The sequence below is a fragment of the Alloalcanivorax sp. genome (assembly GCF_964221125.1).
Lineage (GTDB): Bacteria > Pseudomonadota > Gammaproteobacteria > Pseudomonadales > Alcanivoracaceae > Alloalcanivorax > Alloalcanivorax venustensis.
On sequence record NZ_CAXPXK010000082.1, the window covers coordinates 24,881 to 49,070 of the forward strand.

At 66.0% G+C, this 24,190-nt stretch carries 21 protein-coding genes; 7 read left to right on the forward strand and 14 right to left on the reverse strand.

Features of this window, described 5'->3' with window-relative positions; genetic code table 11:
* Positions 1 to 6: 6 nt before the first annotated feature.
* Both ACEQZD_RS09880 and ACEQZD_RS09885 read right to left on the reverse strand, forming a co-directional pair.
* Positions 7 to 804, reverse strand: coding sequence for an NYN domain-containing protein (locus tag ACEQZD_RS09880; RefSeq protein WP_335629834.1), 798 nt, complete (start codon positions 802 to 804; stop codon positions 7 to 9).
* Between the two features lie 11 nt (positions 805 to 815).
* The gene (locus tag ACEQZD_RS09885) at positions 816 to 1,406 is read right to left on the reverse strand and encodes a TetR/AcrR family transcriptional regulator (protein ID WP_370185200.1); all 591 of its coding nucleotides are present in this window, start codon (positions 1,404 to 1,406) and stop codon (positions 816 to 818) included.
* 114 nt (positions 1,407 to 1,520) lie between these two features.
* On the opposite strand from ACEQZD_RS09885, the gene ACEQZD_RS09890 reads away from it, so the two are divergent.
* Both ACEQZD_RS09890 and wrbA read left to right on the forward strand, forming a co-directional pair.
* On the forward strand, positions 1,521 to 2,741 hold the full coding sequence (locus ACEQZD_RS09890) for an oxygenase MpaB family protein (protein ID WP_370185202.1): 1,221 nt from the start codon (positions 1,521 to 1,523) through the stop codon (positions 2,739 to 2,741).
* Positions 2,742 to 2,867: 126 nt separating this feature from the next.
* Positions 2,868 to 3,467, forward strand: a complete 600-nt coding sequence (gene wrbA / locus ACEQZD_RS09895; RefSeq protein WP_370185203.1) for an NAD(P)H:quinone oxidoreductase — start codon at positions 2,868 to 2,870, stop codon at positions 3,465 to 3,467.
* Between the two features lie 69 nt (positions 3,468 to 3,536).
* On the opposite strand, the gene ACEQZD_RS09900 is transcribed toward wrbA, so the two are convergent.
* From ACEQZD_RS09900 to acnA, 9 genes are all read right to left on the reverse strand, one after another.
* Complete coding sequence (locus ACEQZD_RS09900; protein ID WP_335629832.1) at positions 3,537 to 4,154, reverse strand: GNAT family N-acetyltransferase; 618 nt, start codon at positions 4,152 to 4,154, stop codon at positions 3,537 to 3,539.
* 20 nt (positions 4,155 to 4,174) lie between these two features.
* The gene (locus tag ACEQZD_RS09905; RefSeq protein WP_370185205.1) at positions 4,175 to 4,438 is read right to left on the reverse strand and encodes a hypothetical protein; all 264 of its coding nucleotides are present in this window, start codon (positions 4,436 to 4,438) and stop codon (positions 4,175 to 4,177) included.
* 297 nt (positions 4,439 to 4,735) lie between these two features.
* Positions 4,736 to 6,442 (reverse strand): ABC transporter substrate-binding protein, encoded by a 1,707-nt coding sequence (locus tag ACEQZD_RS09910; RefSeq protein ID WP_335629831.1) that lies wholly within the window; start codon positions 6,440 to 6,442, stop codon positions 4,736 to 4,738.
* A gap of 26 nt (positions 6,443 to 6,468) precedes the next feature.
* Positions 6,469 to 7,488 (reverse strand): ABC transporter ATP-binding protein, encoded by a 1,020-nt coding sequence (locus tag ACEQZD_RS09915; protein WP_194856071.1) that lies wholly within the window; start codon positions 7,486 to 7,488, stop codon positions 6,469 to 6,471.
* The gene (locus tag ACEQZD_RS09920; RefSeq protein ID WP_370185207.1) at positions 7,475 to 8,473 is read right to left on the reverse strand and encodes an ABC transporter ATP-binding protein; all 999 of its coding nucleotides are present in this window, start codon (positions 8,471 to 8,473) and stop codon (positions 7,475 to 7,477) included. Before ACEQZD_RS09920 ends, ACEQZD_RS09915 begins: the two co-directional genes overlap by 14 nt.
* 2 nt (positions 8,474 to 8,475) lie before the next feature.
* Entirely contained in the window at positions 8,476 to 9,435 is a 960-nt protein-coding gene (locus tag ACEQZD_RS09925) for an ABC transporter permease (protein ID WP_142949901.1), read from the reverse strand.
* 17 nt (positions 9,436 to 9,452) lie between these two features.
* Positions 9,453 to 10,412, reverse strand: a complete 960-nt coding sequence (locus tag ACEQZD_RS09930; protein WP_142949900.1) for an ABC transporter permease — start codon at positions 10,410 to 10,412, stop codon at positions 9,453 to 9,455.
* 369 nt (positions 10,413 to 10,781) lie between these two features.
* On the reverse strand, positions 10,782 to 11,342 hold the full coding sequence (locus ACEQZD_RS09935; protein WP_370185210.1) for a hypothetical protein: 561 nt from the start codon (positions 11,340 to 11,342) through the stop codon (positions 10,782 to 10,784).
* Positions 11,343 to 11,554: 212 nt separating this feature from the next.
* Positions 11,555 to 14,305, reverse strand: a complete 2,751-nt coding sequence (acnA, locus tag ACEQZD_RS09940; protein WP_335629829.1) for an aconitate hydratase AcnA — start codon at positions 14,303 to 14,305, stop codon at positions 11,555 to 11,557.
* Between the two features lie 193 nt (positions 14,306 to 14,498).
* Between acnA and ACEQZD_RS09945 the strand changes: the two genes are divergently transcribed.
* From ACEQZD_RS09945 to ACEQZD_RS09960, 4 genes are all read left to right on the forward strand, one after another.
* Positions 14,499 to 15,197 (forward strand): hypothetical protein, encoded by a 699-nt coding sequence (locus ACEQZD_RS09945; protein WP_142949897.1) that lies wholly within the window; start codon positions 14,499 to 14,501, stop codon positions 15,195 to 15,197.
* An 84-nt stretch (positions 15,198 to 15,281) separates the two neighbouring features.
* Positions 15,282 to 15,761, forward strand: a complete 480-nt coding sequence (locus ACEQZD_RS09950; RefSeq protein ID WP_370185212.1) for a PH domain-containing protein — start codon at positions 15,282 to 15,284, stop codon at positions 15,759 to 15,761.
* Entirely contained in the window at positions 15,751 to 17,241 is a 1,491-nt protein-coding gene (locus ACEQZD_RS09955; protein ID WP_335629827.1) for a PH domain-containing protein, read from the forward strand. Before ACEQZD_RS09950 ends, ACEQZD_RS09955 begins: the two co-directional genes overlap by 11 nt.
* A 62-nt stretch (positions 17,242 to 17,303) precedes the next feature.
* Complete coding sequence (locus ACEQZD_RS09960) at positions 17,304 to 18,035, forward strand: TerC family protein (RefSeq protein ID WP_142949894.1); 732 nt, start codon at positions 17,304 to 17,306, stop codon at positions 18,033 to 18,035.
* On the opposite strand, the gene ACEQZD_RS09965 is transcribed toward ACEQZD_RS09960, so the two are convergent.
* A complete protein-coding gene (locus ACEQZD_RS09965; protein WP_142949893.1) occupies positions 18,032 to 18,889 on the reverse strand; it encodes a sterol desaturase family protein in 858 nt (285 codons plus the stop codon). The two genes, ACEQZD_RS09960 and ACEQZD_RS09965, sit on opposite strands and share 4 nt — an antisense overlap.
* A 102-nt stretch (positions 18,890 to 18,991) precedes the next feature.
* On the opposite strand from ACEQZD_RS09965, the gene ACEQZD_RS09970 reads away from it, so the two are divergent.
* Positions 18,992 to 20,011, forward strand: a complete 1,020-nt coding sequence (locus ACEQZD_RS09970) for an AraC family transcriptional regulator (protein ID WP_370185215.1) — start codon at positions 18,992 to 18,994, stop codon at positions 20,009 to 20,011.
* Positions 20,012 to 20,054: 43 nt separating this feature from the next.
* Here the strand turns inward: ACEQZD_RS09970 and ACEQZD_RS09975 are convergent, their stop codons facing one another.
* Both ACEQZD_RS09975 and ACEQZD_RS09980 read right to left on the reverse strand, forming a co-directional pair.
* Positions 20,055 to 22,013, reverse strand: coding sequence for a cation:proton antiporter (locus tag ACEQZD_RS09975; protein WP_370185217.1), 1,959 nt, complete (start codon positions 22,011 to 22,013; stop codon positions 20,055 to 20,057).
* Between the two features lie 103 nt (positions 22,014 to 22,116).
* On the reverse strand, positions 22,117 to 24,162 hold the full coding sequence (locus ACEQZD_RS09980; RefSeq protein ID WP_370185219.1) for a bifunctional metallophosphatase/5'-nucleotidase: 2,046 nt from the start codon (positions 24,160 to 24,162) through the stop codon (positions 22,117 to 22,119).
* Positions 24,163 to 24,190: the final 28 nt, after the last annotated feature.

Here is a 24,190-nt window from a genome sequence, read left to right on the forward strand (position 1 = left end):
CGCAAACTAGCGTTTGCGCTTATTACGCACCCGCAGGGCTTTGCTGCCGCCGCTGCCGCCGGCTTCCTGTACTTCGAAGCGGTTGGGGTGGGCTTTGAGCAGCTCGCTGAGTTTCTTGAAGCCGTAGAGGCGGGTGTCGAACGCCGGGCTGCGTTTGTTGAGGTTCTGCCCCAGCGCGCCCAGGTGCACCCAGTCCTCGTCGTCGGAGATGTCCTCGATCACCCGGGCGATAAAGTTGAGCGGCGGCTTCTCCTTGTCGCTCTGGGCCTTGGCGGCCTGCGCCTGGGTGGGTTTGTCCGCTGCCTTGCCCGAGCCGGCGTCGGTCTTGGCCGGCGCCGGCTCTTCCGCGTCGGCGCGCAGAATCTCGGTGTAGATGAATTTGTCGCAGGCGGCCACGAACGGGTTCGGCGTTTTCTTCTCGCCGAAGCCGTAAACGGTGACGCCGGCCTCGCGCAGGCGCGCCGCCAGGCGGGTGAAATCGCTGTCGCTGGAGACCAGACAGAAGCCGCCCAGCTCCCGGGTGTAGAGCAGGTCCATGGCGTCGATGATCAGCGAGCTGTCGGTGGCGTTCTTGCCCTGGGTGTAGGCGAACTGCTGCACCGGCTGGATGGAATAGTCCAGCAGCACCTTCTTCCAGCCGCCCAGGTTGGGCTTGGTCCAGTCGCCGTAAATGCGTTTCACGCTGGCGACGCCGTATTTGGCGATCTCTTCGAACAGGCCTTCGACGATGGCCGGTGGCGCGTTGTCCGCGTCGATCAGCACCGCCAGGTGGCGTTGTCCTTCAGCGGGGTTCTTGTCGTCCATGGGGTTCCACCTCAATGGGTCATATAGCCCACTACCATATCAGTAAGACCGGCGGCGATGTCGTCCTCGCGCAGCAGGGCGTCGTTCTGGCTGGCGTGGCGGACCATGGTGAACAGCACGCTGTTGGCGACGATGAACACCCGCACCTGCAGATCCTCGATCGGGTAGTCGCGGTAGTGTTTGATGAAGTAGAGCCGGGACAGCTCCATGAAGTGCTGCTGCAGCGCGTCGGCGACCCGGTTGGTGGGCAGCCGGTGCCAGTTGCGCACCAGCTCCAGGTAGAGGCCGTCGCGGGAGTGCAGCACCGCGAAGCCGAAGCGGATGGCGCCGTCCACGGTCTCGCGCAGGTCGGCGTCGTCCGCCAGGGGCAGGCGGCGCAGCCCCTGGGCGATGTCGCCGGCGAGCTTGTCCATCAGCGCCTCCACCAGGGCTTCCTTGCCTTCGAAATACTGGTACAGCGAGCCCACGCTGACCCCGGCGATCTCGGCGATGCGCACCGTGGTGGTGTGGTCCAGCCCGTATTCCACCAGCGCCCGGCCGGTGGCTTCGATCAGGCTGTCCACCAGTTGCCGGGAACGCCGCTGGCGGGGATGTTTGCGCATGGCGACTCCTGGGATAAGCGACGCTGGAACGCGAATTGAATGCGAATACATATTCGCATTAGAGTACGGGCATCGCAATAACCTCGATAACCGCCAGAGCCACCGGAGCCCGCCATGAACGCGTCCGCCCAGCCGCCCGCCGTGCCTGAACGCGCCCGGCCCTACGCCAAGACCCAGGCGCCCACGCCGTACCTGCTGCGCCGCTTTCTGGGCCGCCCGCTGGCGCCCAGCGAGGCGGAGTACCAGGCGGCAACCGAGGGCCTGTGGCACGGCGACCCGGCCATGGACACCCTGGTGGACTGGATGTACGACCACGGCACCCGCGAGGGGCGGGCGCTGTTCGAGCAGGCCCTGGAGCAGGGCATCGACGCGGTGCCGGCGGCGCCGGAACCGCTGCGGTCGTTCTTCGAACGTGTCGACCGCCGCCCGGACTGGGTGGATCCGGCGTTGATTGACGAGGGCGCCCGCTTTATCCACCGCACCGGGCTCACCGCCACCTATGTGCTGCGCGATCTGGCGTTGATGGGCGGCTACCTGTTGTCCGGCTTCAACCAGTCGCTGGTGCTCACCGGCGCGCTCAGCCAGGGCACCGCCCGGCGCGTGGCGGAAACCGGCAAATGGTGGATCGACTGCACCGAGCCGGGTGGGCTGGACCGTTTCGGCGAGGGCTTCAAGACCACCCTGCGGGTGCGGCTGGTGCACAGCCTGGTGCGCCGCAACCTCAGCGGCCGCCAGGAGTGGGACGCGGCCCGCTGGGGCCTGCCGCTGTGCCAGACCGACATGGCGGCCACCTACCTGGGGTTCAGCGTGGTGATGCTGGGCGGGCTGCGCAAACTGGGCGTGCCGGTCACCGGCCGCGAGGCACGCGCTGTGATGCACCTGTGGAGCTACGCCTGCTGGGTGATGGGCGTGGACGAGCAATGGCTGGCGTTCAACGAACAGGACGGCGCGGTGCGGCTGCACCACTGCCTGATGACCCAGAGCCTGCCGGACTGGACCAGCCGCGAGCTGGGGGCGGCCCTGGCCCGGGAGCCGCTGGAGCGGCATTTCAAGCGCTTCCAGGGCCCGCGCCGGTGGCTGCTGTACCGGCAGCATCTGAGCGTGAGCCGCTACTTCCTGGACCGGGAGAAGATGGGCCAGCTGGGCCTGCCCGCCGGGGTGACGCCCTGGTACCCGCTGCTCACCCTGGTGCCGCGCCTGCTCGGCTACAGCGCCCAGCGCTGGCTGCCCGGTCTGGAAGCCTGGCAACGCCGGCGCGGCCGTGACGCCCAGCACCGCGCGCTGGCCTCCATGTTCGGCGACGGTGAGCGGGCCGTCACCGAGCCGCCGCTGTAAGGGGCGGTGTTAATAGATAGAAAAATCTGATCAATCCGTTCTGCCCAGCCCTGTGCTTTCACCGAACCTTCAGGCGTACAGTTGCATCATCTTTTGCAGACGACTGCGAACAAACTGGAGGTTCCGATGAAACGCATTCTGGTTCTTTACTATTCCATGTACGGCCATATCGAAGCCATGGCGGACGCCGTGGCCGAAGGGGCCCGCCGCGTCGAAGGCGTGCAGGTCGACATCAAGCGCGTCGCCGAGACCATGCCCGAGGACGCCTTCAAGGCGGCCGGCGGCAAGACCGACCAGGCGGCACCGGTGGCCGAACCCGGAGAGCTGAAGGACTACGACGCGGTAATCGTCGGTACCCCCACCCGCTTCGGCAACATGAGCGGCCAGATGCGCACCTTCTGGGACCAGACCGGCGGTCTGTGGGCCAAGGGCGCGCTCGCCGGCAAGGTGGCCAGTGTGTTCACCTCCACCGGCACCGGCGGCGGTAAGGAAACCACCATCACCTCCACCTGGACCACGCTGGCGCACCACGGCTTCATGATCGTGCCGCTGGGCTACGCCGACCCCGAGCAGGCGCAGATGGACATCAAGGAAGTGCACGGCAGCACGCCCTACGGCGCGGGCACTATCGCCGGGCCGGACGGTAGCCGTCAGCCCAGCGACAAAGAGCTGGGCCTGGCCCGCTACCAGGGCGAGCAGGTCGCCAAGCTGACCGCGAAGTTGTAATCCCCGAACCCAAGACGCTGATTCTTACCCCCCTTGCCGCTTCTCCCCCCAGAAGCGGCTTTTTTTATTTCAGATCAGGGGTTTGTGCATGCGCCAGCGGGTGAGGGCGACGCCGTCGCGTTCCACGGTTTCCTCGGCGTCGGGTTGGAAGCCGAGGAACAGGAAGAAGTCGTGGGCCACCAGGCTGGCTTCGGTGACCAGGCGCTCGCGGCCCTGGATGCGCGCTTCGTCCTCGAGATGCTGGTAGAGCAGGGTGGCAATGCCCAGGCGGGCGGTGTCCGGGTGGACGTAGATGAGCGTGATGCGGTCGTCCACCAGCTGCGCGAAGCCGGCGGTTTCCTGCTGCCATTCGGCGACCATGGTCAGGCCCTTGGCGAGATCCGCCGGAAAGGCCGGGTCGTCGGCGGCGGCGCTCCAGGCCCGACGCTGGTCAGCGTCGTAGTGATCGGCGGCGGTGACCAGAATGGCGTCGCGGAACACCCGGGCCAGCGCGGCCGCGTCGCCGTCCCGGTAGGGGCGGATTTCGAACGGCAGGCCCGACGTTGCTGAATCCGGCGCCGGGTCGGCGGCCACGGCGGGTGCCGGCTCACGCGCGGGGGGCGGCGGATCGGCGGGGCGCGCCGGCGCGAACGAGGCGCCCGGCGCCGGTGACCCGCCGAACAGCCAGCGGCGCAGTCGTTTAAGCATGGCCGGGGCCGTGGAGAGTGCTATGAGGCAGGCTCTTCATCGGAGGCCTCCTTGAGTTGTTTTAGTTGTTGTTCTAATACCTGCAAGTACCGTTCCTGCTTGCGCAGCAGGGCTTCGGTGGTCTCCTGCTGGCGGCGCAGGTCGTCGGCGCGCTCCAGCAGTTCCTGCTGCTCGCGGGCGGCGGCGCTCTTCTCTTCCTCGGCGGCGGTGCGGTCTGCGTTACCGGCCAAGGCCGGAAAAGGTGCCAGCAATGCCAGCATGACGATGAAACGAATGTAAGCCATACACAATACGATCTAAGTGGGACCGGAAATTCCCGAGTCTATCAAGGCCGGCAGGAAGATGCTTGTAGGAGCGGCTTGTGGGAGCGGGCCTCGCCCGCGAAAGGGTGGCGGGAGCCACCCGGCAGGATACCAGGGGCTTATCTAACGGCGGCACAAACAGCGTCTCTGGCATCCTGCCGGGAGCTTCGCACCCTTTCGCGGGCAGGGCCCGCTCCCACAAGGTCCGCTCCCACAAGCCAAAAAAAACGGAGCCCGGAGGCTCCGCGATGATGGAGAAGTGTGTGATCCGAAGCGGACTTAGTCGTTGAGGATCTTGTCCTTGAGTTCCTGGTCGATCCAGATGCGGGCGTAGATGGCGTTGGGCTTGACCGCGCCGATGCGGGTTTCGCCGTGGTAGTTCTTCACCCAGGGCCACCAGGCGGAGTACACCATTTCGGTGGGCAGCCAGACGTGCGGTACCGCTTCCTCGATGATGAAATCGTTCAGCTCGCGGATGCTGGCGTTGCGTTTTTCGTTGTCCGGCTCATGGATGGCGGCGGTGATCTTCTTGTCGAAATCCTCGTTGGAGTAACGTGAGGCGTTCCAGGTCTGGCCGGTCATGAAGCTCTTGCGCAGGACCTGGATGGGGTTGCCGGACCCGTTGTTCATCAGGTAGCCGCCGGCCTGGTTGTCGCCGCGCATGTTGGAACGGAAGGCGCCGTATTCCAGCGTTTTCACGTTCATGTTGATGCCCACCTGCTGGTAGTACGCCTGCAGCATGGCGACCACGTCCATGTGATAGGGGCTGCAGGAGCAGACCTGGACGTCGAAGCTGAAGCCTTTCGGGTAACCGGCGTCGGCGAGCAGTTTCTTGGCTTTTTCCGGGTTGTGGCTGAACAGTTCCTTGGCGGCGGGGGAGAGGTCCTCCAACGGGGTGTAGAACTCGGTCCAGCGCTGCGCGAACGGGTAGTTGAGCAGCTCGCCTTCGCCGTTGAGCAGCGAGGAGAGAATGGCGCGCTGGTCGATGGCCAGGTTCATGGCACGGCGCACGCGCACGTCGTCGAAGGGCTTTTCGTCGGTCTTCAGGGCGATGTAGGTGCCCTGGGTGGCCACGTGCTTGCGGAATTCCAGCTCCGGGGCGGTTTTCTTCAGCTGGTCCACCAGCTGCCAGCGGATCGCTTCCATGATGTCCACGCGGCCGGAGCTGAGCGCCGCCACCGAACTCGATTCGTCCTTGATGATGTGATAGACCACTTTTTCATTGAGCGGCAGCTGGTATTCCTCGCCGTCGATGGTGGTGGTGTCCCAGTAGTTGTCGTTCTTTTCATAAACCTGCTGACGGCCGGTCTGGATGTCGGCGATGCGGTAGGGGCCGGTGCCGGCGGCGTTTTTCCAGTCGGCGCGCTCGTCTTCGCTCAGGTTCTGCCATTCCGGCGGCAGGATGCCGTCGTAGTAGCCCCAGGCCAGGCGGTACGGCCAGTTACCGTGGAATTTGCTGAAGTGCGCCACCACGGTGTGCTCGTCCGGGGCCTCCCAGCGTTCCACGAAGTCCCAGAAGGTGGGAATGGCGCGCGGGTTGTCCCAGCGGGTTTTGAACGAGGTGATCACGTCGTTGGCCACCAGCTCGCGGCTTTCCATGACGCCGGGCACTTCCTGCCAGTAGACGCCCTCGCGCAGATGGAACACCACGCGCATGGGGTCTTCTTTCACTTCCCAGCTTTCCGCCAGGCTGCCTTCCAGCTGACCGTAGGGAATGTAGGCCTGCTCGACGAAGCTGTTTTCGTTGCTGCCGCGCGGGCCGTATTGAAGATCGCCGCGCAGCAGCGATTCCATTTGCAGGTTGTCGTGGTTGCCTTTCCAGGTCCAGCGCTGCAGGTCCCAGGTGGTGGCGTCCAGGGTGCGGTAGACCGTGGAAACATTGACGGTGCCGTCGGTTTGCGGAGTTTCCGCCGCGGCCGGCCCGGCCCAGGCCAGGGCGGCGGTGGCCGCCAGGGACAGGGCGATTCTCGGTGTACGCAAATTCATGATGCTCTCCTCGTTTTGTTATTTTGTTAAAGGTTGCCGGCCATGGCCTGGGCCCGGTCCGGGTCATGCAAATGGCAGGCAACGCTATGGCGGTCTTCGATTTCCAGGGCGCGCGGCGCTTCCCGGCGGCACAGCTCGGTGGCGTGGGGGCAGCGCGGGTGGAACGGGCACCCCGGCGGCGGATCAATGGGGCTGGGCACTTCGCCGCTCAGTGACGGGTTGAAGTGCTGTTGCACCTCCGGGTCCGGGTTGGCGATCGGGATCGCGCCCAGCAACGCCTGGGTGTAGGGGTGCTGGGGGTTGTCGTAGAGGGTTTCGCGGTCGGCCACTTCCACCACCCGGCCCAGGTACATCACCACGATGCGGTGGCACAGGTGGCGCACCACCGCCAGATCGTGGGCGATGAACAGATAGGTCAGGCCCAGCTCTTTTTGCAGGTCTTCCAGCAGGTTGATCACCTGGGCCTGGATCGATACGTCCAGGGCGGACACCGGCTCGTCGCAGATGATCAGCTCCGGGTCGGCGGCCAGCGCCCGGGCGATGCCGATGCGCTGGCGTTGGCCGCCGGAAAATTCGTGCGGGTAGCGGTCGGCCATCTCCGCTTTCAGGCCCACTTTTTCCAGCAGCCCCATGACTTTTTCCCGGTAGGCGGCGCGGCCCTGGGTAAGGCGGTGCACGCGCAGCGGCTCGCCGACGATGTCCAGCACCTTCATGCGCGGGTTGAGCGCGCCGAACGGGTCCTGGTAGACCATCTGCATGCGCCGGCGCAGCCGCTTCAGCGCCGGCTTGTCCGGGTGGGTGATGTCCTCGCCGTCGAAATGGATGCGGCCGTCGGTGAGCGGGCTCATGCGCAGCATGGCCAGGCCGGTGGTGGACTTGCCGCAGCCGGATTCGCCCACCAGGCCCAGGGTTTCGCCGCGGTCGATATGGAAGGCGACCCCGTCCACCGCTTTCACGGTGCCGGCGTTGCGGCCCAGCAGGCCGGCCTGCAGCGGGAAGTGCACGCGCAGGTCGGAGACTTGCAGAAGCGGTTCAGCGTTTGGCATCGGTATCCACCCAGCAGGCTTTCCAGTGGTTGTCGGTGATCTGTTCCAGGGGCGGCCGTTCGCTGCGACAGCGCGCTTCGGCGAAGCGGCAGCGTGGATGGAACGGGCAGCCCGGGGGCGGGTCGGAGAGATCCGGCGGCTGGCCGGGAATCGGCGTCAGCCGGCTGCCGGGGGCCTGGTCCAGGCGCGGCATGGATTCCATCAGGCCCAGGGTGTAGGGGTGTTTGGGGTAGTGGAAAATCTCTTCCGCGGTGCCCCTTTCCACGATGCGGCCGGCGTACATCACATTGATGCGGTCGGCGTAACGGGCCACCACGCCCAGGTCGTGGGTGATCAGCATCATCGACGAGTTGTTGGCGCGCACCAGGTCGCGCAGCAGTTCCAGGATTTGCGCCTGCACCGTCACGTCCAGGGCGGTGGTGGGCTCGTCGGCGATCAGCAGCTTGGGCAGGCATGCCAGCCCCATGGCGATCATCACCCGTTGGCGCATGCCGCCGGAGAGCTCGTGGGGGTAGGCGTCGAGGCGCTTTTCCGGGTCGCCCAGGCGCACCTGGCGCAGCAGCTCCAGGCAGCGCTCGCGGACCTTTTCCTTGGGCACCGAGCCGTGCACGCGCAGCGGCTCCGCCAGTTGCCGGCCGATGCGCAGGCTCGGGTTCAGGGAGGTCATCGGCTCCTGGAAGATCATGGCGATGTCGCGGCCGCGCAGGCGGCGGATCTGCTCGTCGTCCAGGTCCAGCAGGTCCTGATCGTTGAACAGCACCCGGCCGCCGACGATGCGCCCGGGCGGGCTGGGAATCAGCCGCAGCAGCGACATGGCGGTGATGCTCTTGCCGGAGCCGCTTTCGCCGACGATGGCCAGGATCTCGCCTTCCTTCACGTCGAAGCTCACCTGGTTGACCGCATGGACCTCGTTGCCGTCCTTCTCGAAGACGGTGTGCAGGTCCTGCACGTCGAGCAGGGTGCGGCGGGTAACGTCCGCTTTCATATTCATACGCCGATGGCCCTTTTCACGCGTGCCAGGTAGCGACCGCTGCCGCCGCGCATGCGCGGGTCGAGCATGTCGCGCAGGGCGTCGCCGAACATGTTGATGCCGAACACCACCACGGTCAGGGCGATGCCGGGAATAATCGCCAGCCAGGGGGCCTGGAACATATAGCTGCGCCCGTCCAGGCTGAGCATGCCGCCCCAGCTGGGTGACGGTGGCGGAATGCCCAGGCCCAGGAAGCTGAGGCCGGATTCCGCCAGGATCACCGCCGCCAGGCGTGTGGTGTAGAGCACGATCAGCGGCGCCATCACGTTGGGCAGAATGTGGTGCCAGAGAATGCGGGTGCTGGACGCGCCCATGGACTGGGCGGCGTGCACATAGACGTTCTGCCGGGCGCTGAGAACCGCGCCGCGCACGATCCGCGAGCCGGAGATGCCGAACAGCAGCCCCAGAATGACGATGATCTGCCAGGTGCCGGGGCCGAGCACGGCCACCGCCACGATCAGCAGAATCAGGTCGGGGAAGCACATCCAGCCGTCCACCAGACGCTGAATGAACATGTCCAGGCGGCCGCCGAAGTAGCCGCTGAGAATGCCCAGCAACGCGGAGATCACGATCGACAGGGTGGTGGCGGCGAACGCCACGATCACCGACAGGCGCGCGCCGTGCACCACGCGGGCGAAGATGTCGCGGCCCAGCTGGTCGGTGCCGAACCAGTATTCCGCCGACGGCGCTTTCAGCCGGTCGATGGGGTTGATGGCGTTATAGCCCTGCGGCGCGATCAGGTCGGCGAAAATGCCGGTGAACAGCAGCAACAGGCAGATCAGCGCGCCCACCGCGCCCAGCGGCCGTTCCCGGCACAGGCGGGCGCAGAACGCCAGGGGTTTGGGCAGGGGCTTGCGGCGTTTGGCGGGCCGCGCCGGGGTGGCCGTGACAGCGGCCGGTTCAACGGATGCATTCATACTTCGAGATTCCTGTTTCACCGGTCGAACCGTACTTTCGGGTCGAGGTACCCGTAGCACAGATCCACAATCAGATTGACGAGCATTACCACCACGCCGGTGACCAGAAAGACGCCGGTGATGATCGGGTAATCGCGGGTGCTGACCGCCTCCAGCAGCAGCTGGCCGAGGCCGGGCAGACGGAAGATCTGTTCGATGATCACGGTGCCGCCGAACAGGATCGGCACCAGGATGCCGACCAGGGTGATCACCGGAATCATGGCGTTCTTGACCGCGTGCACCAGCACCACGCTGCGCTCGCGCAGGCCCTTGGCCCAGGCGGTGCGGATGTAATCCTGGCGCAGCACTTCCAGCATCATGGTGCGGGTCATGCGCATGATCACCGCCGACAGCGAGGTGCCGAGAATCAGGCTGGGCACCAGGAAGGTTTTCAGGTTTTCGATCGGGTCCTCGAAGAACGGCGTCATCTCGGTGGGTGGCGACCAGCCCCACCACAGCGCCGGCAGGATCACCACCAGGGTGCCCAGCCAGAAGTTGGGAATCGCCAGGGCCAGGATCGAGAAGCTGCGGCCCACGTTGTCGGCCAGGGTCTCCTGGCGTATCGCCGAGAAGATGCCCACCGGCAAGGCGATGATCAGGGCGATCAGCAACGCCAGGATGCCCAGCTCCAGGGTCACGCCCAGGCGGGCGCCGATCTCCTCGGTGACCGGGGTGTTGCGCCACAGGGATTCGCCCAGGTCGCCGCGCAGCGCGTTGCCGGCCCAGCTCAGGTACTGCATGTAGAGCGGCTTATCCATGCCCAGGGCTTTTTCAAGTTGGGCACGGTCGTCGGGGGCGTTGGAGGAGTAGGCGTTCTCGCTCAGCATCAGGTCGAGCACGTCGCCGGGTACCAGCCGCACCACTCCGAATACGATGACGCTGGCGATCAGGAGAGTGGGAATCAACGCCAGCAAACGGCGCAGGACATAAGCACCCATAGGTACATCCGTTATTGTTGTTGGTATTGGGCGCTCTATCGAAGAACGCCATTAAAAAATTATCATTGGTTCAAATAATGAACTTCAATTTCACTTTAGTACGCGGTTTTTGTGACTGTCAAGTCATTCCCCTAAAGGGTTTTTAGGGCTACTTTGTTGATGTAAACAACTGTATTTGCGCTGTTTTCGGCTAATAATTAACCAAAATGACGGGATCAGTGAGGGGGCGATCAAAAACGACGGGCGGTGGGGCGAATTTTGAGGGTTGCGGAACGGGTTTCCATTCCTGACAAAATAAGCGGTTTGTTTAATTGATTTGCATTATAAATGCGCGCCGGGAGGGTGTCCTGCCCGCCCGGCGCGGACAGCTCACGGCTCCAGGCCGTGCCGGCGCAGGCGGGTCTCGTTGTCCCGCGCCCACTGCTGGTAGCGGTGACGCAGCTCATCGTCGTCCGGCACCGGCGCCCCGACCCACTTGCAGCGCTGCAGCACGGCGCGCCGGAAAGCGCCGTAGCCGCCATAACGGCGCATGGAGAACCATTTCTTGCGCCCCCGGTTGGCGGTGACCGAGAAATTGCCGCCCAGGGGCTTTTCCCGGAAGGTGGCGGTGACCCCCACCAGCCCGAACGGGTTGCCGCCGTCACCGATGCGGCCGCTGTCGTCGCCGGCGTAGAGCACCAGCGGGCGGCGGTCGCCCATGGCGACGCGCACCCGCGGGTCGGTGATCGCCTGGTCGCGCCAGGCGCGGGCCGCCGTCAGCGCCGCGTTCTTGCCGCCCAGGCGGCTGTCCCGGAACGACCGCCGCCGCTGCCGGCGGCGCCCCGGGCTGTCCACATAGGGCACCGCGCACCACCAGAATTGTGCGGCGTGATTGCGATAAATATAGAGGAATGCATGCACATTGGGTTTGCGTTTTATGGCTTGTTCCATAACGTGGGCTTCCTTCCTGTTTCTTTGTTTTTATTGCGTTCCTGCAATGGGGAAACCGCTCTATTATTACAATAACAGAGTAACGTTGAGAATCGGGCGGCGCTTAAAATGCGGAAGGCGCATGATATTTTGCGCTTGAACAAGAAAAGAGACAGAAAAAAGGGGCGCCGAGGCGCCCCTGATCGGGAGGGTTCTTTTTAAAAAAGAACCGCTCAGTCGGTCATCATCTGGCGCAGCACATAGTGGAGAATGCCGCCGTTCTTGAAGTAGGTGACTTCGGCGCCGGTATCCAGACGGCTGATCGCTTTCACCGTCTGTTCCTTGCCGTTGTCCTTGCGGAACACCACTTCGATTTCCTGGCTGGGTTTGAGGTCATTGCCCAGGTTGGGAATGTCCACTTCCTCGGTGCCGTCGAGATTGAGCGTTTTGCGCGTGGTGCCTTCCGGGAACTGCAGGGGCAGCACGCCCATGCCGATCAGGTTGGAACGGTGGATGCGCTCGTAGCTCTCCGCGATCACCGCGCGCACGCCGAGAAGGCGCGTGCCTTTGGCCGCCCAGTCGCGGCTGGAGCCGGTGCCGTACTCTTTGCCGGCCACCACCACGGTGGGCACGTTGTCCTTCTTGTAGCGCATGGCGGCGCCGTAGATCGGCATTTCCTCGGCACCGGGGAAGTGCTTGGTGTAGCCGCCTTCGATCTCCGGGGTCATCTCGTTACGGATGCGGATATTGGCGAAGGTGCCGCGCATCATCACCTCGTGGTTACCGCGCCGGGAACCGTAGGAGTTGAAGTCGATCGGCTCCACGTCGTGGCCCTGCAGGTAATGGCCCGCCGGGCTGTCGGCCTTGATGGCGCCGGCCGGGGAGATGTGGTCGGTGGTCACCGAGTCGCCGAGCATCGCCAGGATGCGGGCGTTCTTGACCGGCTCCACATCGTCCAGCTCGGCGGTCAGGCCGTCGAAGAACGGCGGGTTCTGGATGTAGGTGGATTTGCTGTTCCACTCGTAGGTTTTGGAATCCGGAATCGGCAGGCTCTTCCAGGTTTCGTCGCCTTCGAACACGCTCGCGTACTGTTTCTCGAACATGTCGTGGTCGACCATCACCACGGCGTCCTGGATTTCCTTGCTGCTCGGCCAGATGTCCTTCATGAACACATCGTTGCCGTCCTTATCCTTGCCGAGCGGGTCTTTTTCCAGGTTGATCTTGACCGTGCCGGCCAGCGCGTAGGCGACCACCAGCGGCGGTGACGCCAGCCAGTTGGTGCGCACGCTCTGGTGAATCCGGCCTTCGAAGTTACGGTTGCCGGACAGCACCGAAGCGACCACCAGATCGCCCTCGGCGATGGCCTTGTCGATCTCGTCGGGCAGCGGCCCGGAGTTGCCGATACAGGTGGTGCAGCCGTAGCCCACCAGGTCGAAGCCGATCTGGTTCAGCGGGTCCTGCAGGCCGGCTTTGTTGAGGTAGTCGGTGACCACCTTGGAGCCCGGTGCCAGGGAGGTTTTCACCCAGGGTTTGCGGGTCAGCCCTTTTTCCACCGCTTTCTGCGCCATCAGGCCGGCGGCCATCATCACGCTGGGGTTGGAGGTGTTGGTGCAGGAGGTAATCGCCGCGATCACCACGTCGCCGTGATCCAGGTGGAAGGTCTTGCCGTCCATGGTCACTTCCACGCCGCTGCCCGGCTCGTGGTTGCCGATGGCGGTCTGGCCGCCTTCGCCCTCGAGCTTGCTGATTTCCTCGTCGTTGAGTTTCAGCTCCTGGCTGATCACGTCGATGATGGTGCGTTTCACCTCGGTCATCGGCACGCGGTCCTGGGGCCGCTTCGGGCCGGCCAGGCTGGGCACCACGTCGTCCAGGTCGAGTTCCAGCACGTCGCTGAATTCCGGGTCCGGATCGTCGCTGGAGCGCCACAGGCCCTGGGCCTTGCAGTAGGCTTCCACCAGCGCGATGTCGTCCTTGGGCCGGTTGGTCAGCTCCAGGTATTCGATGGTGCGCTCGTCGATCGGGAAGAAGCCGCAGGTGGCGCCGTATTCCGGTGCCATGTTGCCGATGGTGGCGCGGTCCGCCAGGCTCAGATCGGCCAGGCCGTCGCCGAAGAACTCCACGAATTTGCCGACCACGCCGCGCGAACGGAGCATTTCGGTGACGGTGAGCACCAGGTCGGTGGCGGTCATGCCTTCGCGCATTTTGCCGGTGATCTTGAAGCCCACCACTTCGGGAATCAGCATCGCCACCGGCTGGCCGAGCATGGCCGCTTCCGCTTCGATGCCGCCCACGCCCCAGCCGAGCACGCCCAGGCCGTTGATCATGGTGGTGTGGGAATCGGTGCCCACCAGGGTGTCCGGGTAGGCGAAGGTCTTGCCGTCCTCGGTGTCGCTGTACCAGACACCGCGGCCCAGATATTCCAGGTTCACCTGGTGGCAGATGCCGGTGCCCGGCGGTACCACGCGGAAATTATTGAAGGCGTTCTGGCCCCAGCGCAGGAACTGATAGCGTTCCTTGTTGCGCTCGTATTCCCGTTCCACGTTTTGCGAGAACGATTGCGGGGTGCCGTATTCGTCCACCATCACCGAGTGGTCGATGACCAGATCCACCGGTGCCAGCGGGTTGATCCGCTGCGGGTCGCCGCCGGCCTTGGCGATGGCGTCGCGCATGGCGGCCAGATCGACCACCCCGGGCACGCCGGTGAAGTCCTGCATCAGGACCCGTGCCGGGCGGTAATTGATTTCGCGATCGGAAGCGCGCTTCTCGGTCCAGCGTACCAGGCCTTCGATGTCCTCCACGGTGACGGATTCACCGTCTTCGTGGCGGAGCAGGTTTTCCAGAAGAACCTTGAGTGAAAAGGGAAGCTTGCTGAGATCACCCCAGCCCTTATCGGCGACGGCATTGATATCGTAATAATGATAGGTCTTGCCGCCGACATCGAGGGTCTTGGCGCTGTTAAGGGTGTCCTGGCCAATCCGTGTCACTGCGCACCTCCTTAGTTGGCGATGTATCTGTACTTGGGTGATTTGATACTACGCCCTTATTGCGGGCACATGAACCAGGCCTTAAGGCTAACGCCGGCTATCACCGCCATGGACCGCGGCGATACCGGGCCGGCGCGCTCAGGTTTTACAGCTTTTCGCAAAGCGGGCCGGCGCGGCGCGGTACAGTTCACGCATGTTTGACTGGATATCGCAAAATAAGGACGTTCTGAACGTATTGATCGGCTTCGCCACGCTGATGGTGTGGGTGGTCTATGCGCAATTGCTTTACAACGGCTACAAGCGTCAGCGCCGCCCGCGGGTGGTGATCAACCGGGGCCGCCACAAGGGTGTCGACGCCCTCTGCCTGATCAGCAACATGAGTGCCGAATCGATCTTCATTCAGCACATCGTTGCACGCCTGGAAACCGACCAAGGCACCTATTTCCAGGATGTCACCGAGCTGGAGCAGAATTACCAGGAAGGCGACGAGGAGCGCGAGCGGCACAGTAGCGGTGATACCCCGTCGCTCAGCGACAGCACCCGCCAGGGGCCGCTCGGGGCCGGTGAGTTCGTGCATATCGGCGCCTTCAACAGCGTCATCGAGCGCATCGCCCAGCGCGAGGGGCTGCGCCTGGATCAGCACCGCGACGACCGGGCGGAAAGCGAAAAAGGCATTGTGCGTTTGCGCTCGCTGACCATTCAGCTGGTGGCCATCTACGGCTCCGACGATTACCCCATCGGCGTGGAACGGCGCTTCCTGATCCGCGACCTGGACGAAGGCCGCCTGCTGGTGCCCGCCACCTGGGACAGCAAACGCCTGACCAGCCGCAGGCACCGCAAGCAGGTGCGGCAGCTGATTCAGGACCTGGCCCGCGAGGAAGCGCGCAACTGACGCCGGGTGTTCTTGGCCACCGCATCGATGCGGTATCCTCCTGACTGATCCATCGTTGATGGCCATCGTCATTGGGGGAACCGCATGTCGCTTGAATCCGTGAGCCCGGCCACCTTGCCGGTGTGGCGCCTGCGTGCCTTGGGCACCGCCGTGGTGCTGGCGGGCGCGCCGGTGGGCGCCGCCCTGACGCTGTTACCGCTGGACCCCGGCCCGCTGCTGGCGCTGGCGTGCCTGGGCTGGACGCTGCTGGTGTTCGGCCTGGCCTGGTGGCTGCCCGGCGCCTGGTTCCGGCACCTGGGCTACCGCCTCGACCCGCACGGCCTGGTGATTCGCCAGGGCATTTTCTGGCGTCACCGTATTGCCATTCCGCGGGTGCGCATCCAGCACTCCGACGTCAGCCAGGGCCCGCTGCAGCGCCGCTACGGCGTCGGCACCCTGAAGCTGTACACCGCCGGCAGCCGCTTCACCTGCAACGAGCTGCCCGGCCTCGACCACGACACCGCGCTGGCACTGCGCGACACCCTGCTGCGCCAGGACGACGGAGGCGACGGCGATGCGGTATGAGGGTGGCCAGCCGCTTCCGGAAAAACGCCTGCACCCGCTCAGCTGGGTGTTCCAGCTGGTGGGCAGCCTGGGCGCGGTGATCCCGATCGGCGTGGCGGTGGCGCTGGGCGCCGAGCGCGGCGGCCTGTTCTGGGTGGTGGTGCCGCTGCTGTTGCTGGGGCCGCTGGGCGCGCTCTGGCACCAGTGGGTGTACCGCTACGATTTCGCCGACGACGGCCTGGTGATCCGCGACGGCCTGATTTTCCGCAATCTGCGCCAGATCGACTATCGCCGTATCGAGAACATCGACACCCAGCGCAACCTGCTGCACCGCCTGCTGGGCGTCGCCGACGTCAAGGTGGAGACCTCCAGCGGCGGCGGCGCGGAAGCGACCATCCGGGTGTTGTCCCTGGACGACGCCCGCACCCTCAGCGATACCGTGTTCGCGCGCCGCGACGCCCTGAAGGGCGCGACATCGACCGACGATCACGACGCCGGCGAGCCCGCCGAAGGCACCACCTTGCTGACCCTGCCGCCGGGCGAACTGGTGATGCTGGGTCTGATCGATAACCGCAATCTGCTCTGGGTGGGCGCGGTGCTGGGCGCTTTCATGCAGGTGGTGAACGTGGAGACGCTGCAGCGCCTGTTGGGGCCGGTGTTGCGCGACGCCGGCGTCGCCTGGCTGGATCAGCTGGGGCTGGCGGTGGCGGTGCTGCTCGCTCTGGCCACGCTGGTGGCGGTGCTGGCGGTGGGTAAGATCTTGTCCGTGGTGGCCGCGCTGGTGAAGTATTACGGCTACCGTCTGGACGAGCAGGGCAGCGATCTGCGTGTGCGCCACGGCCTGTTCACCCGGGTGTCGGTGACCCTGCGGGTGCCGCGCATTCAGGTGGTGCACCAGCTGGCCACGCCGTTGCATCGGCTGTTCCGGCGCGTGGCGCTGCAGGTCGACCAGGCCGGTGGCGGCGGCGACCCGGAGGCCGGGCAAAGCGGCGGCGCCCGGCCGCTGGCGCCGATCTGCACGCCGGCCCAGGCCGAGGCGCTGATCGCCCGCGCCTTGCCCGGCATGACCGGCCACCAGCCGGAGTGGCAGTCGCTCTCCAGCCGTACCCGCCACCGTCTGGCGCGATTGTGGCTGTGGTGCTGGACCGCGCTGACGCTGCCGCCGGGGCTGTGGTGGCTGGGCGTGCACGGCCTGTGGCTTCCGCTGGCCGGCGTGCCCCTGGCGCTGATCCACGGTCACCTGTACGCCAAGTACACGCGCTGGGCGCTGACGCCGGACCTGCTGCTGTTTCACCGGGGCTGGCTGTGGCGCCGGCTGGCGGTGGTGCCGCGCAACCGCATTCAGGCGATTCGCCTCACCCGCAGCCCGTTCGACCGGCGCTACCGCATGAGCGAACTGGAAGTGGACACCGCCGGCGGCGGCCTCGGCAAACGGCGGGTGCGGCTGCCGTACCTGGACCGCCGCGTGGCGGCCCGCCTGGGTTCGGCGCTGTACCACTGAATTCGCTTGCAAGATGCCCGCCGCCGGTTTCGAATGGCGGTTTTACTTAACCGGGATTCACCATGCTCGAATGGATCACCATGCCGGAGGCCTGGATTGCCCTGGCCACCCTGACCGCCCTGGAAATCGTGCTGGGCATCGACAACATTATCTTTCTGTCCATCCTGGTGGACCGGCTGCCGGAGAAGCAGCGCCCCAAGGCGCGCCTGATCGGTTTGTCACTGGCCATGGTGATGCGCCTGGGCCTGCTGGCGTCGCTGGCCTGGCTGACCAAGCTCACCGCCGATCTGTTCATGGTGCTGGGGCAGGGCATTTCCGGGCGCGATCTGGTGCTGATACTGGGCGGCCTCTTCCTGCTGGTGAAATCGGTGCTGGAGATTCACCACTCCATTGAGGACGCCGGCGAGACCCACGAACTGGCCAAGCCCAAGGTGGGCGGCTCCTTCATGGGCATCCTGATTCAGATCGCGATTCTCGACATGGTGTTCTCGCTGGACTCGGTGATCACCGCGGTGGGCATGGCCGACCACATTGAAGTGATGGTGATCGCGGTGGTGATCGCGGTGGGCTTCATGATGGTGTTCGCCAACGCCATCGGCCGCTTTATCACCGAGCACCCGACGCTGAAGATGCTGGCGCTGTCGTTCCTGGTGCTGGTGGGCACGGCCTTGATCGCCGACGGTCTGGAGTTCCACATTCCCAAGGGCTACATCTACTTCGCCATGGCGTTCAGCTTCGGCGTGGAAATGCTCAACCTGCGCATCCGCGCCAACCGCAAGAAGGCCGCCGGCTAATCGTCCTCGCGCCGCCATTCCGGCGGCGCCCAAAAGTGCTTCAGGCGCTGCTTGAGCGGCCCCGGCCGGGCCGCATCCCGAAACATATCCACGGCCTCGTGCAGGGTCAGGGTGATCGGGTTGTGGCTGTTCACCGGCCGGGTGATGCCGTACTCCACCGGCACGTCCTCTTTCTCTTCCACGAAGGTGCCGAACAGGCGGTCGTAGAGAATCAGAATGCCGCCGTAGTTGCGGTCGATGTATTCCGCGTTGCGACCGTGGTGGGCGCGGTGGTGGCTGGGCGTGTTGAACACGAATTCTATGGCCGGGTGCAGCTTGCCGACCCACTGGGTGTGGATGAAGTACTGGTACGCCAGGTTCACCGTGAGCATGAAGAACACCCAGATCGGCTCGAAGCCGAGGAACGCCAGCGGTACGTAGAACAGCCAGTTGCCGACGATGCTGTAGATGGCGCTTTGCCGCATGGCGGTGGAGAAGTTCATCAGAGTGCTGGAGTGGTGCGCCACATGGGCGCTCCAGAACCAGCGGATGCGGTGGCTGGCGCGGTGGAACCAGTAGTAGCAGAACTCCAGCGACACGAACAGCAGCAGCCCGGTGAGCGGCGTCATGGTGATGTCGAACAGGCGGTGCTGGTAGGCCCAGGAGAAAATCAGCGCCACCAGGGTCACCGTCACCAGGGTGTCGAACACCATGTACAGCGAACCCAGGCCCATGCTGGCCATGGAGTCCTTGAGCGTGAGGCGGCCCTGGCCGCGGAACCGCCAGGCCTCGGCGATCAGCACGGCGACGAATACCGGCACCATGGCCGGCAGCACCAGGGTGCGCCAGTCCAACTGCTGAAGAAGATCGTTCATGTCCCAACACTCCGCTTATCATGCAGATCAATAACATCAAGATAGCCGGGTGGGGGCACGCCGGGCTTGACAGAGCCCTCCTATTTTTTGACAAATGGCGCCATGACTTCCGTTTCCCGCGCCGCCCATAACACCCCGCCCACCAGCAATTACGTGGCGGCCACCTATGTGCAGCTGCTTTACGACTACCTGGAGGCGCGCGGCCAGGACGCCCGGGCGCTGCTCGGGCCGATGCCGGTGGAGCGCTCGCCGGTGGGCCTGGAGCGGGTCGCTTTGGGGTTCTGGGAACAGAGCCTGGCCACCGCCAGCGCCCGGCTGGGCGATCCGGCCCTGGGGGTGGCGGTGGGCCGCACCATCACGCCGCGGCATTTCGGCCTGCTCGGCTACGCGGTGCTCAACTGCGCCGACCTGGGCCAGGCCTTGGCGCGCATGGAGCGCTATCACCGGCTGATTTACGACGTGAACCCGGCGCGCATCGAGGTGGACGGCGACCGGGTGGAGGTGCGCTGGGGCGTGGAGCGGGGGCTGTCCGGCCAGCTGGTGGACGAGACCGGCATCGCCGCGGTGGTGCAGATGACCCGCGATCTCACCGGCGAGCCGCAGCTGGTGGAGCGGGTCTGTTTCGTCAATCCGCCGCCGGCGGACACCGGCCCCTACGAACGCTTCTTCGGCGGTGAGGTGCGCTTCAACCAGCCGGAGACGGTGATCCGGGTGCCGCTGGAGTACCTGGCGCTGCCGCTGCGCGAGCCGGACGCCAACCTGCTGGCCATTCTCGACCGCCAGGCGGAGGCGCTGCTGGCCCGCCAGGGCGAGGCCGCCGACCCGCTGGAAGGGCAGCTGGCGCGGCTGATGCGCGAACGGCGCCCGACCCTGGAGGCGCTGGCGGCGGCCAACCACCTCAGCGTGCGCACCCTGCAGCGGCGCCTCAGCGAGCGCGACGACAGCTTCCAGGCGCTGCTGGCGCGCACCCGCTACCGGCTGGCCAAGGAATACCTGCGCGACCCGCGCCTGGAGCTCACCGACGTGGCGGCGCTGCTCGGCTACTCCGAGCACAGCGCCTTCACCCGCGCCTTCCGCCACTGGAGCGGCGAAAGCCCCGCCCGCTGGCGCCGCCGCTTGTAGGAGCGGGCCCGCTCCCACAAGGCGGGCTGCCACAGCGTTTGAGTTAGCCGCCGAGCAGCTTCTCCTCGCTGGCTTCCACCGCCTCCAGCGGACCGTAAAGAATCAGGATGTCGCCGTCCTGCAGCACTTCGTCGTCCGCCGGGCGGTCGATGGTGCGGTCGCCGCGCCGCAGGGTCTGCACTTCCACCTTGCTCTCGTTGAGCTTCAGTTCGTCGAGGCGCTTGCCGAGGCAGGCGGCGCGGCCGTGCAGGGTGACCGCGTGCAGCAGCCGGTAGGGGTTGCCGGCGCTGTCGGACGTGGGCAGCGATTCGCCGTGGTAGTAACCGCGCAGCAGCTTGTAGCGCTCGCGGCGGCTCTGGCGCAGCATCGCCAGCACCTTGCCGAACGGCGTGTCGAGCATCATCAGGGCGTGGGCCACCAGCATCAGCGATGCTTCCAGCACCTCCGGCACCACCTCGGCGGCGCCGGCCTGGATCAGCTCGTCCAGGTGGGTGTCGTCGCGGGTGCGCACCAGCACGCGCAGGTCCGGGCACAGCTGGTGGACGGTGTGCAGGATGCGCTCCGCCTGGCGGGCGTCGTCGAAGGTGATCACCAGCAGGCTGGCGCGGTGGATGCCGGCGCGTTCCAGGATTTCCTTGCGGGTGGCGTCGCCGAAGATAATCCGCTCACCGGCCTGGCTGGCTTCCTGGATGCGCACCAGATCGGTGTCGATGGCCACCGCCTGGTGGTGGAAGCGGGTCAGGTAGCGCATCAGGTTCTGCCCCACGCGGCCGTAGCCGCACAGCAGCACATGGCCGGTGGTGGCTTCGTCCACCGCCGGGGTGTCCGGCTCCTGTTCCCACTGGCGCAGTAACCGGCGGGTGAGCGCGCCGCTGTTGTCCAGCAGCGCCGGGGTCACGGCCATGGTGAGCACGGTGATCGACACCAGCACGCCGGCCTGTTCGTTGTCCATCAGCCCGTGGCTCACCGCCAGGGCCACCAGCACAAAGCCGAACTCGCCGCCCTGGGCCAGCAGGATGCCGCTGCGCATGGCGGTTTCGGTGCGCTCGCCCAGCCAGCGCAACAGCAGGCTGATCAGGGCCAGCTTGAACAGCATCAACGCCGCCGCGCCGAGCAGGATCCAGTGCCAGTGGGTGGCGAACAGCGCCGGCGACACCAGCATGCCCACGCCCATGAAAAACAAACCCAGCAGCAGATCCCGGAACGGCCGGATGTCCGCCTCGATCTGGTGGCGGAAGTGGCTTTCGCCCAGCATCATGCCGGCCAGAAACGCGCCCAGCGCCATGGACAGGCCCAGCGCATGGGTCACCCAGGCGGCCAGCAGGGCGAGCAGCAGGGCGGTCATCACGAACACTTCGTCGGAGCGCGCCCGGCCGGTTTCCTCCAGGGCGCGCGGCAGCACCCACTTGCCGATCACATAGATGCCGATGAACAGCGCCAGGGCCTTGCCCAGCGTGGTCGCCGCCGCGATGCCGGGATGCCCGCTGTCCGGGTTGGCGAGCACCGGCAGCAGCACCAGCATGATCACCGCCGCCAGATCCTGGAACAGCAGCACCCCGGTGGTGGCGCGTCCGTAGCCGGTGTTGACCGCGCCGCGGGTGATCAGATCGCGGATCACGATGGCGGTGGAAGAGAGCGCGAAGGCGCCGCCGGCGATCAGCGCCACCGCCGGCGTGAAACCCAGCAGCCACATCAACGCCGCCACCGGCAGCCCGGTGAGCAGCACCTGCAACGGGCCGGCGCCGAACACCACCCGGCGCAGCGCCAGCACTTTGGGAATCGAGAATTCCAGGCCCAGGGAAAACAGCAAAAAGACGATGCCGAATTCCGCCAGGTGCAGCATGCCCTCGGTGTCGCCGACCCAGCCCAGGCCGCCGGGGCCGGCGAGAATGCCGGCGCTCAGGTAGGCGAGAATCGGTGGCAAGTGCAGGCGCCGGAACACCACCACGGCCAGCACCGCCATGGCGAGCAGGACCACTACCTGGGTTAATGCTCCGGTCATGCTGTGGATCCCCCCTGCCTGTTGTTCACGGGGGTACTGTAATACATGCACGGAGCGGAAAGGAGACGGGGCGCCGTTAAAGGCGCCCCGGGGTGGGATGGGGTCAGGGCAGGACGGTGTCGGTGCGGCGGCTCAGGTTCTGAATGCGCAGGTCCTGGTCGGCGTCGGTTTCCGCCTGGTTGAAGGGCGTGCTCTCGCCGAACTGGTCGAGCAGGTACTCCGCCAGGGCGTCCTGTTCGCTGCCCGGGTCGGCGAAGGTGGCCAGGTTGCTGCCGCCGCCGGGGATCGCCTCGGCGTCCAGGTCGATGCGGTTCTCCAGCGGGAAGTCGAACGGGTAGCCGTCGCCGCCCAGGCCGCTGCCGCCTTCGGTGGCCAGGAAGCCCAGGGTCACCAGGCGGATCACCCGGTTAGCGTCGCCGACCACGGCGCCGTTTTGCACCAGGGTGTCGAGCACCGCGCCGTTGTCATCCACCAGCGCCAGGCTGCGCACCCGCTCGCCGGCCTGGTCGACGTCGTCGCCGTTGGCGGTGCTGCGCAGACCCTGGCGGGTGGGGTCGAAGCTGAAGCGCAGGCCCGCCACCTGCGGGAACTGGCCGGCCACGCCCTCGACCTTGGCGACCGCGTGCTCAAGCAGCTGGTGGAGTTCGGCGGCGGTGACGTCGCCCACGGTGAGGGTGTTGTTGAAGCGCAGCGAGCCTTCCAAATCGAACTGGGAGATGTCGCCTTCCGCTTTGCCGGCGCTTTCGTTGGCCGCCGGCGGGAAGAATTCCAGGTCGTCCTCGGAGGTGGAGCCCGGCGGGATCACGAAGTAGCCGATGTCATCGCGGATGCCGCCGCCGTTCTTGATCGACACCTGCACGCTGGGGTCGTACTGGCGCGCCAGCCACAGGTTGGCGTCGGCGGTCAGGTTGCCCAGGTTGGTCTCCTGGGTGCGCACCTGGTTGCGGCGGCCGTCCAGGTAAACGGCGGTGCGGCCGAGGATGTTGCCGTCGCGGGCGGCGAGCACGTCTTCCAGGGCGGTGACGATGGTGGTGACGTCGCTGTTGGGGGTGCCTTCCAGGTTCTCGGCCATGGTCTCGTCGGTGACGTAGGCGCCGTTGACGGTGTCGTCCAGGCTGTCGGTGAGCAGGACGCCGTCGTCGTCGAAGCGCACCACCAGGCGGCCCAGGTATTTGTAGTCGCCGTCGGTGTTGACCACCAGCACCGGTTCGTCGGCGGCGGAGGTGAAGGCGAGCGGGTAGCCGTCGGCGGCGCTGTCACCGTCACGCAGGCGGTCGTTGTCGTCGGCGAGCAGGGTGTTGGAGCCGCCGGCGACGATGATGTCGACGCCTTCCAGCAGGGTGGCCAGCTCTTTTTCCACGCTGAGGGTCTGCATGTGGGCGAGCATGATGATCTTGTCGATGCCCTGGTCGCGCAGCGCGTCGATTTTCGGCTGCAGCACGTCGGCCAGCGCCTGGTTGCCGCCGCTGGACGGGTTGATGGTGATGTCGCCGGTGCTGGTGATGTTGCCCAGCGACGGCGTGGTGGCGCCGATCACGCCCAGGGTTTCGCCGCCCACTTCCACGGTGCCGTAGCCGGACAGGCCGTTGGGCATGGCCGCCAGACTCTGGCCGTCGCTTTCCACCAGGCCGGACAGGTTGGCGTCGGTGGTGAAGTCCAGGTTGGCGCTCAGGTAGGGGAAGCGGGCGCCGGGGTAGTTGCCCTCGGCGGCCAGGATGCCGGCGAATTCGGCGGTGCCGCCGTCCAGGTCGTGGTTGCCGACGGCGGCGCCCTGCAGACCCATGGCATTGAGCATGGCGATGTCGGCGCGGCCGTTACCGGCCACGGCGACGCCGGGCACGCCGTCCATGGCCGGGTCGGCGGCGGCGAAGTAGCGCGGGCCGGGAATAAAGTTGTCGCCGGAGCTGAGCACCAGGGTGTTGTCCGGGTATTCCGCGCGCAGGGCTTCGAGCACCGCGGAGAAGGGCTCCACGTTCTGCAGGGCGCCGGTGGCGCCGTCCATGTCGGCGAAGTGCAGCAATTGCAGCTGGAAACCGGCTTCCGCCGGTGGCGCCGGCGCCGGGTCGTTGTCGCTGTCGCCGCCGCAGGCGGAAAGGGCAAGGGCCGCCAGACAGGCGGTGGTAAGTTTTCGCAGGGCGCTGGTGTCCATCGTCCGACCTTTTGTTAGCAGTGATTGG

What these genes read in the sequence shown, in the direction of transcription:
- ACEQZD_RS09890 (WP_370185202.1), top strand. Translation starts at nt 1,521, where the DNA reads ATGAACGCGTCCGCCCAGCCGCCCGCCGTGCCTGAACGCGCCCGGCCC.
- ACEQZD_RS09885 (WP_370185200.1), bottom strand. Translation starts at nt 1,406, where the DNA reads ATGCGCAAACATCCCCGCCAGCGGCGTTCCCGGCAACTGGTGGACAGC.
- ACEQZD_RS09960 (WP_142949894.1), top strand. Translation starts at nt 17,304, where the DNA reads ATGCTCGAATGGATCACCATGCCGGAGGCCTGGATTGCCCTGGCCACC.
- ACEQZD_RS09900 (WP_335629832.1), bottom strand. Translation starts at nt 4,154, where the DNA reads ATGCTTAAACGACTGCGCCGCTGGCTGTTCGGCGGGTCACCGGCGCCG.
- wrbA (WP_370185203.1), top strand. Translation starts at nt 2,868, where the DNA reads ATGAAACGCATTCTGGTTCTTTACTATTCCATGTACGGCCATATCGAA.
- ACEQZD_RS09925 (WP_142949901.1), bottom strand. Translation starts at nt 9,435, where the DNA reads ATGAATGCATCCGTTGAACCGGCCGCTGTCACGGCCACCCCGGCGCGG.
- ACEQZD_RS09880 (WP_335629834.1), bottom strand. Translation starts at nt 804, where the DNA reads ATGGACGACAAGAACCCCGCTGAAGGACAACGCCACCTGGCGGTGCTG.
- ACEQZD_RS09930 (WP_142949900.1), bottom strand. Translation starts at nt 10,412, where the DNA reads ATGGGTGCTTATGTCCTGCGCCGTTTGCTGGCGTTGATTCCCACTCTC.
- ACEQZD_RS09910 (WP_335629831.1), bottom strand. Translation starts at nt 6,442, where the DNA reads ATGAATTTGCGTACACCGAGAATCGCCCTGTCCCTGGCGGCCACCGCC.
- ACEQZD_RS09935 (WP_370185210.1), bottom strand. Translation starts at nt 11,342, where the DNA reads ATGGAACAAGCCATAAAACGCAAACCCAATGTGCATGCATTCCTCTAT.
- ACEQZD_RS09970 (WP_370185215.1), top strand. Translation starts at nt 18,992, where the DNA reads ATGACTTCCGTTTCCCGCGCCGCCCATAACACCCCGCCCACCAGCAAT.
- ACEQZD_RS09920 (WP_370185207.1), bottom strand. Translation starts at nt 8,473, where the DNA reads ATGAAAGCGGACGTTACCCGCCGCACCCTGCTCGACGTGCAGGACCTG.
- ACEQZD_RS09965 (WP_142949893.1), bottom strand. Translation starts at nt 18,889, where the DNA reads ATGAACGATCTTCTTCAGCAGTTGGACTGGCGCACCCTGGTGCTGCCG.
- ACEQZD_RS09915 (WP_194856071.1), bottom strand. Translation starts at nt 7,488, where the DNA reads ATGCCAAACGCTGAACCGCTTCTGCAAGTCTCCGACCTGCGCGTGCAC.
- ACEQZD_RS09945 (WP_142949897.1), top strand. Translation starts at nt 14,499, where the DNA reads ATGTTTGACTGGATATCGCAAAATAAGGACGTTCTGAACGTATTGATC.
- ACEQZD_RS09905 (WP_370185205.1), bottom strand. Translation starts at nt 4,438, where the DNA reads ATGGCTTACATTCGTTTCATCGTCATGCTGGCATTGCTGGCACCTTTT.
- ACEQZD_RS09950 (WP_370185212.1), top strand. Translation starts at nt 15,282, where the DNA reads ATGTCGCTTGAATCCGTGAGCCCGGCCACCTTGCCGGTGTGGCGCCTG.
- ACEQZD_RS09955 (WP_335629827.1), top strand. Translation starts at nt 15,751, where the DNA reads ATGCGGTATGAGGGTGGCCAGCCGCTTCCGGAAAAACGCCTGCACCCG.
- ACEQZD_RS09975 (WP_370185217.1), bottom strand. Translation starts at nt 22,013, where the DNA reads ATGACCGGAGCATTAACCCAGGTAGTGGTCCTGCTCGCCATGGCGGTG.
- ACEQZD_RS09980 (WP_370185219.1), bottom strand. Translation starts at nt 24,162, where the DNA reads ATGGACACCAGCGCCCTGCGAAAACTTACCACCGCCTGTCTGGCGGCC.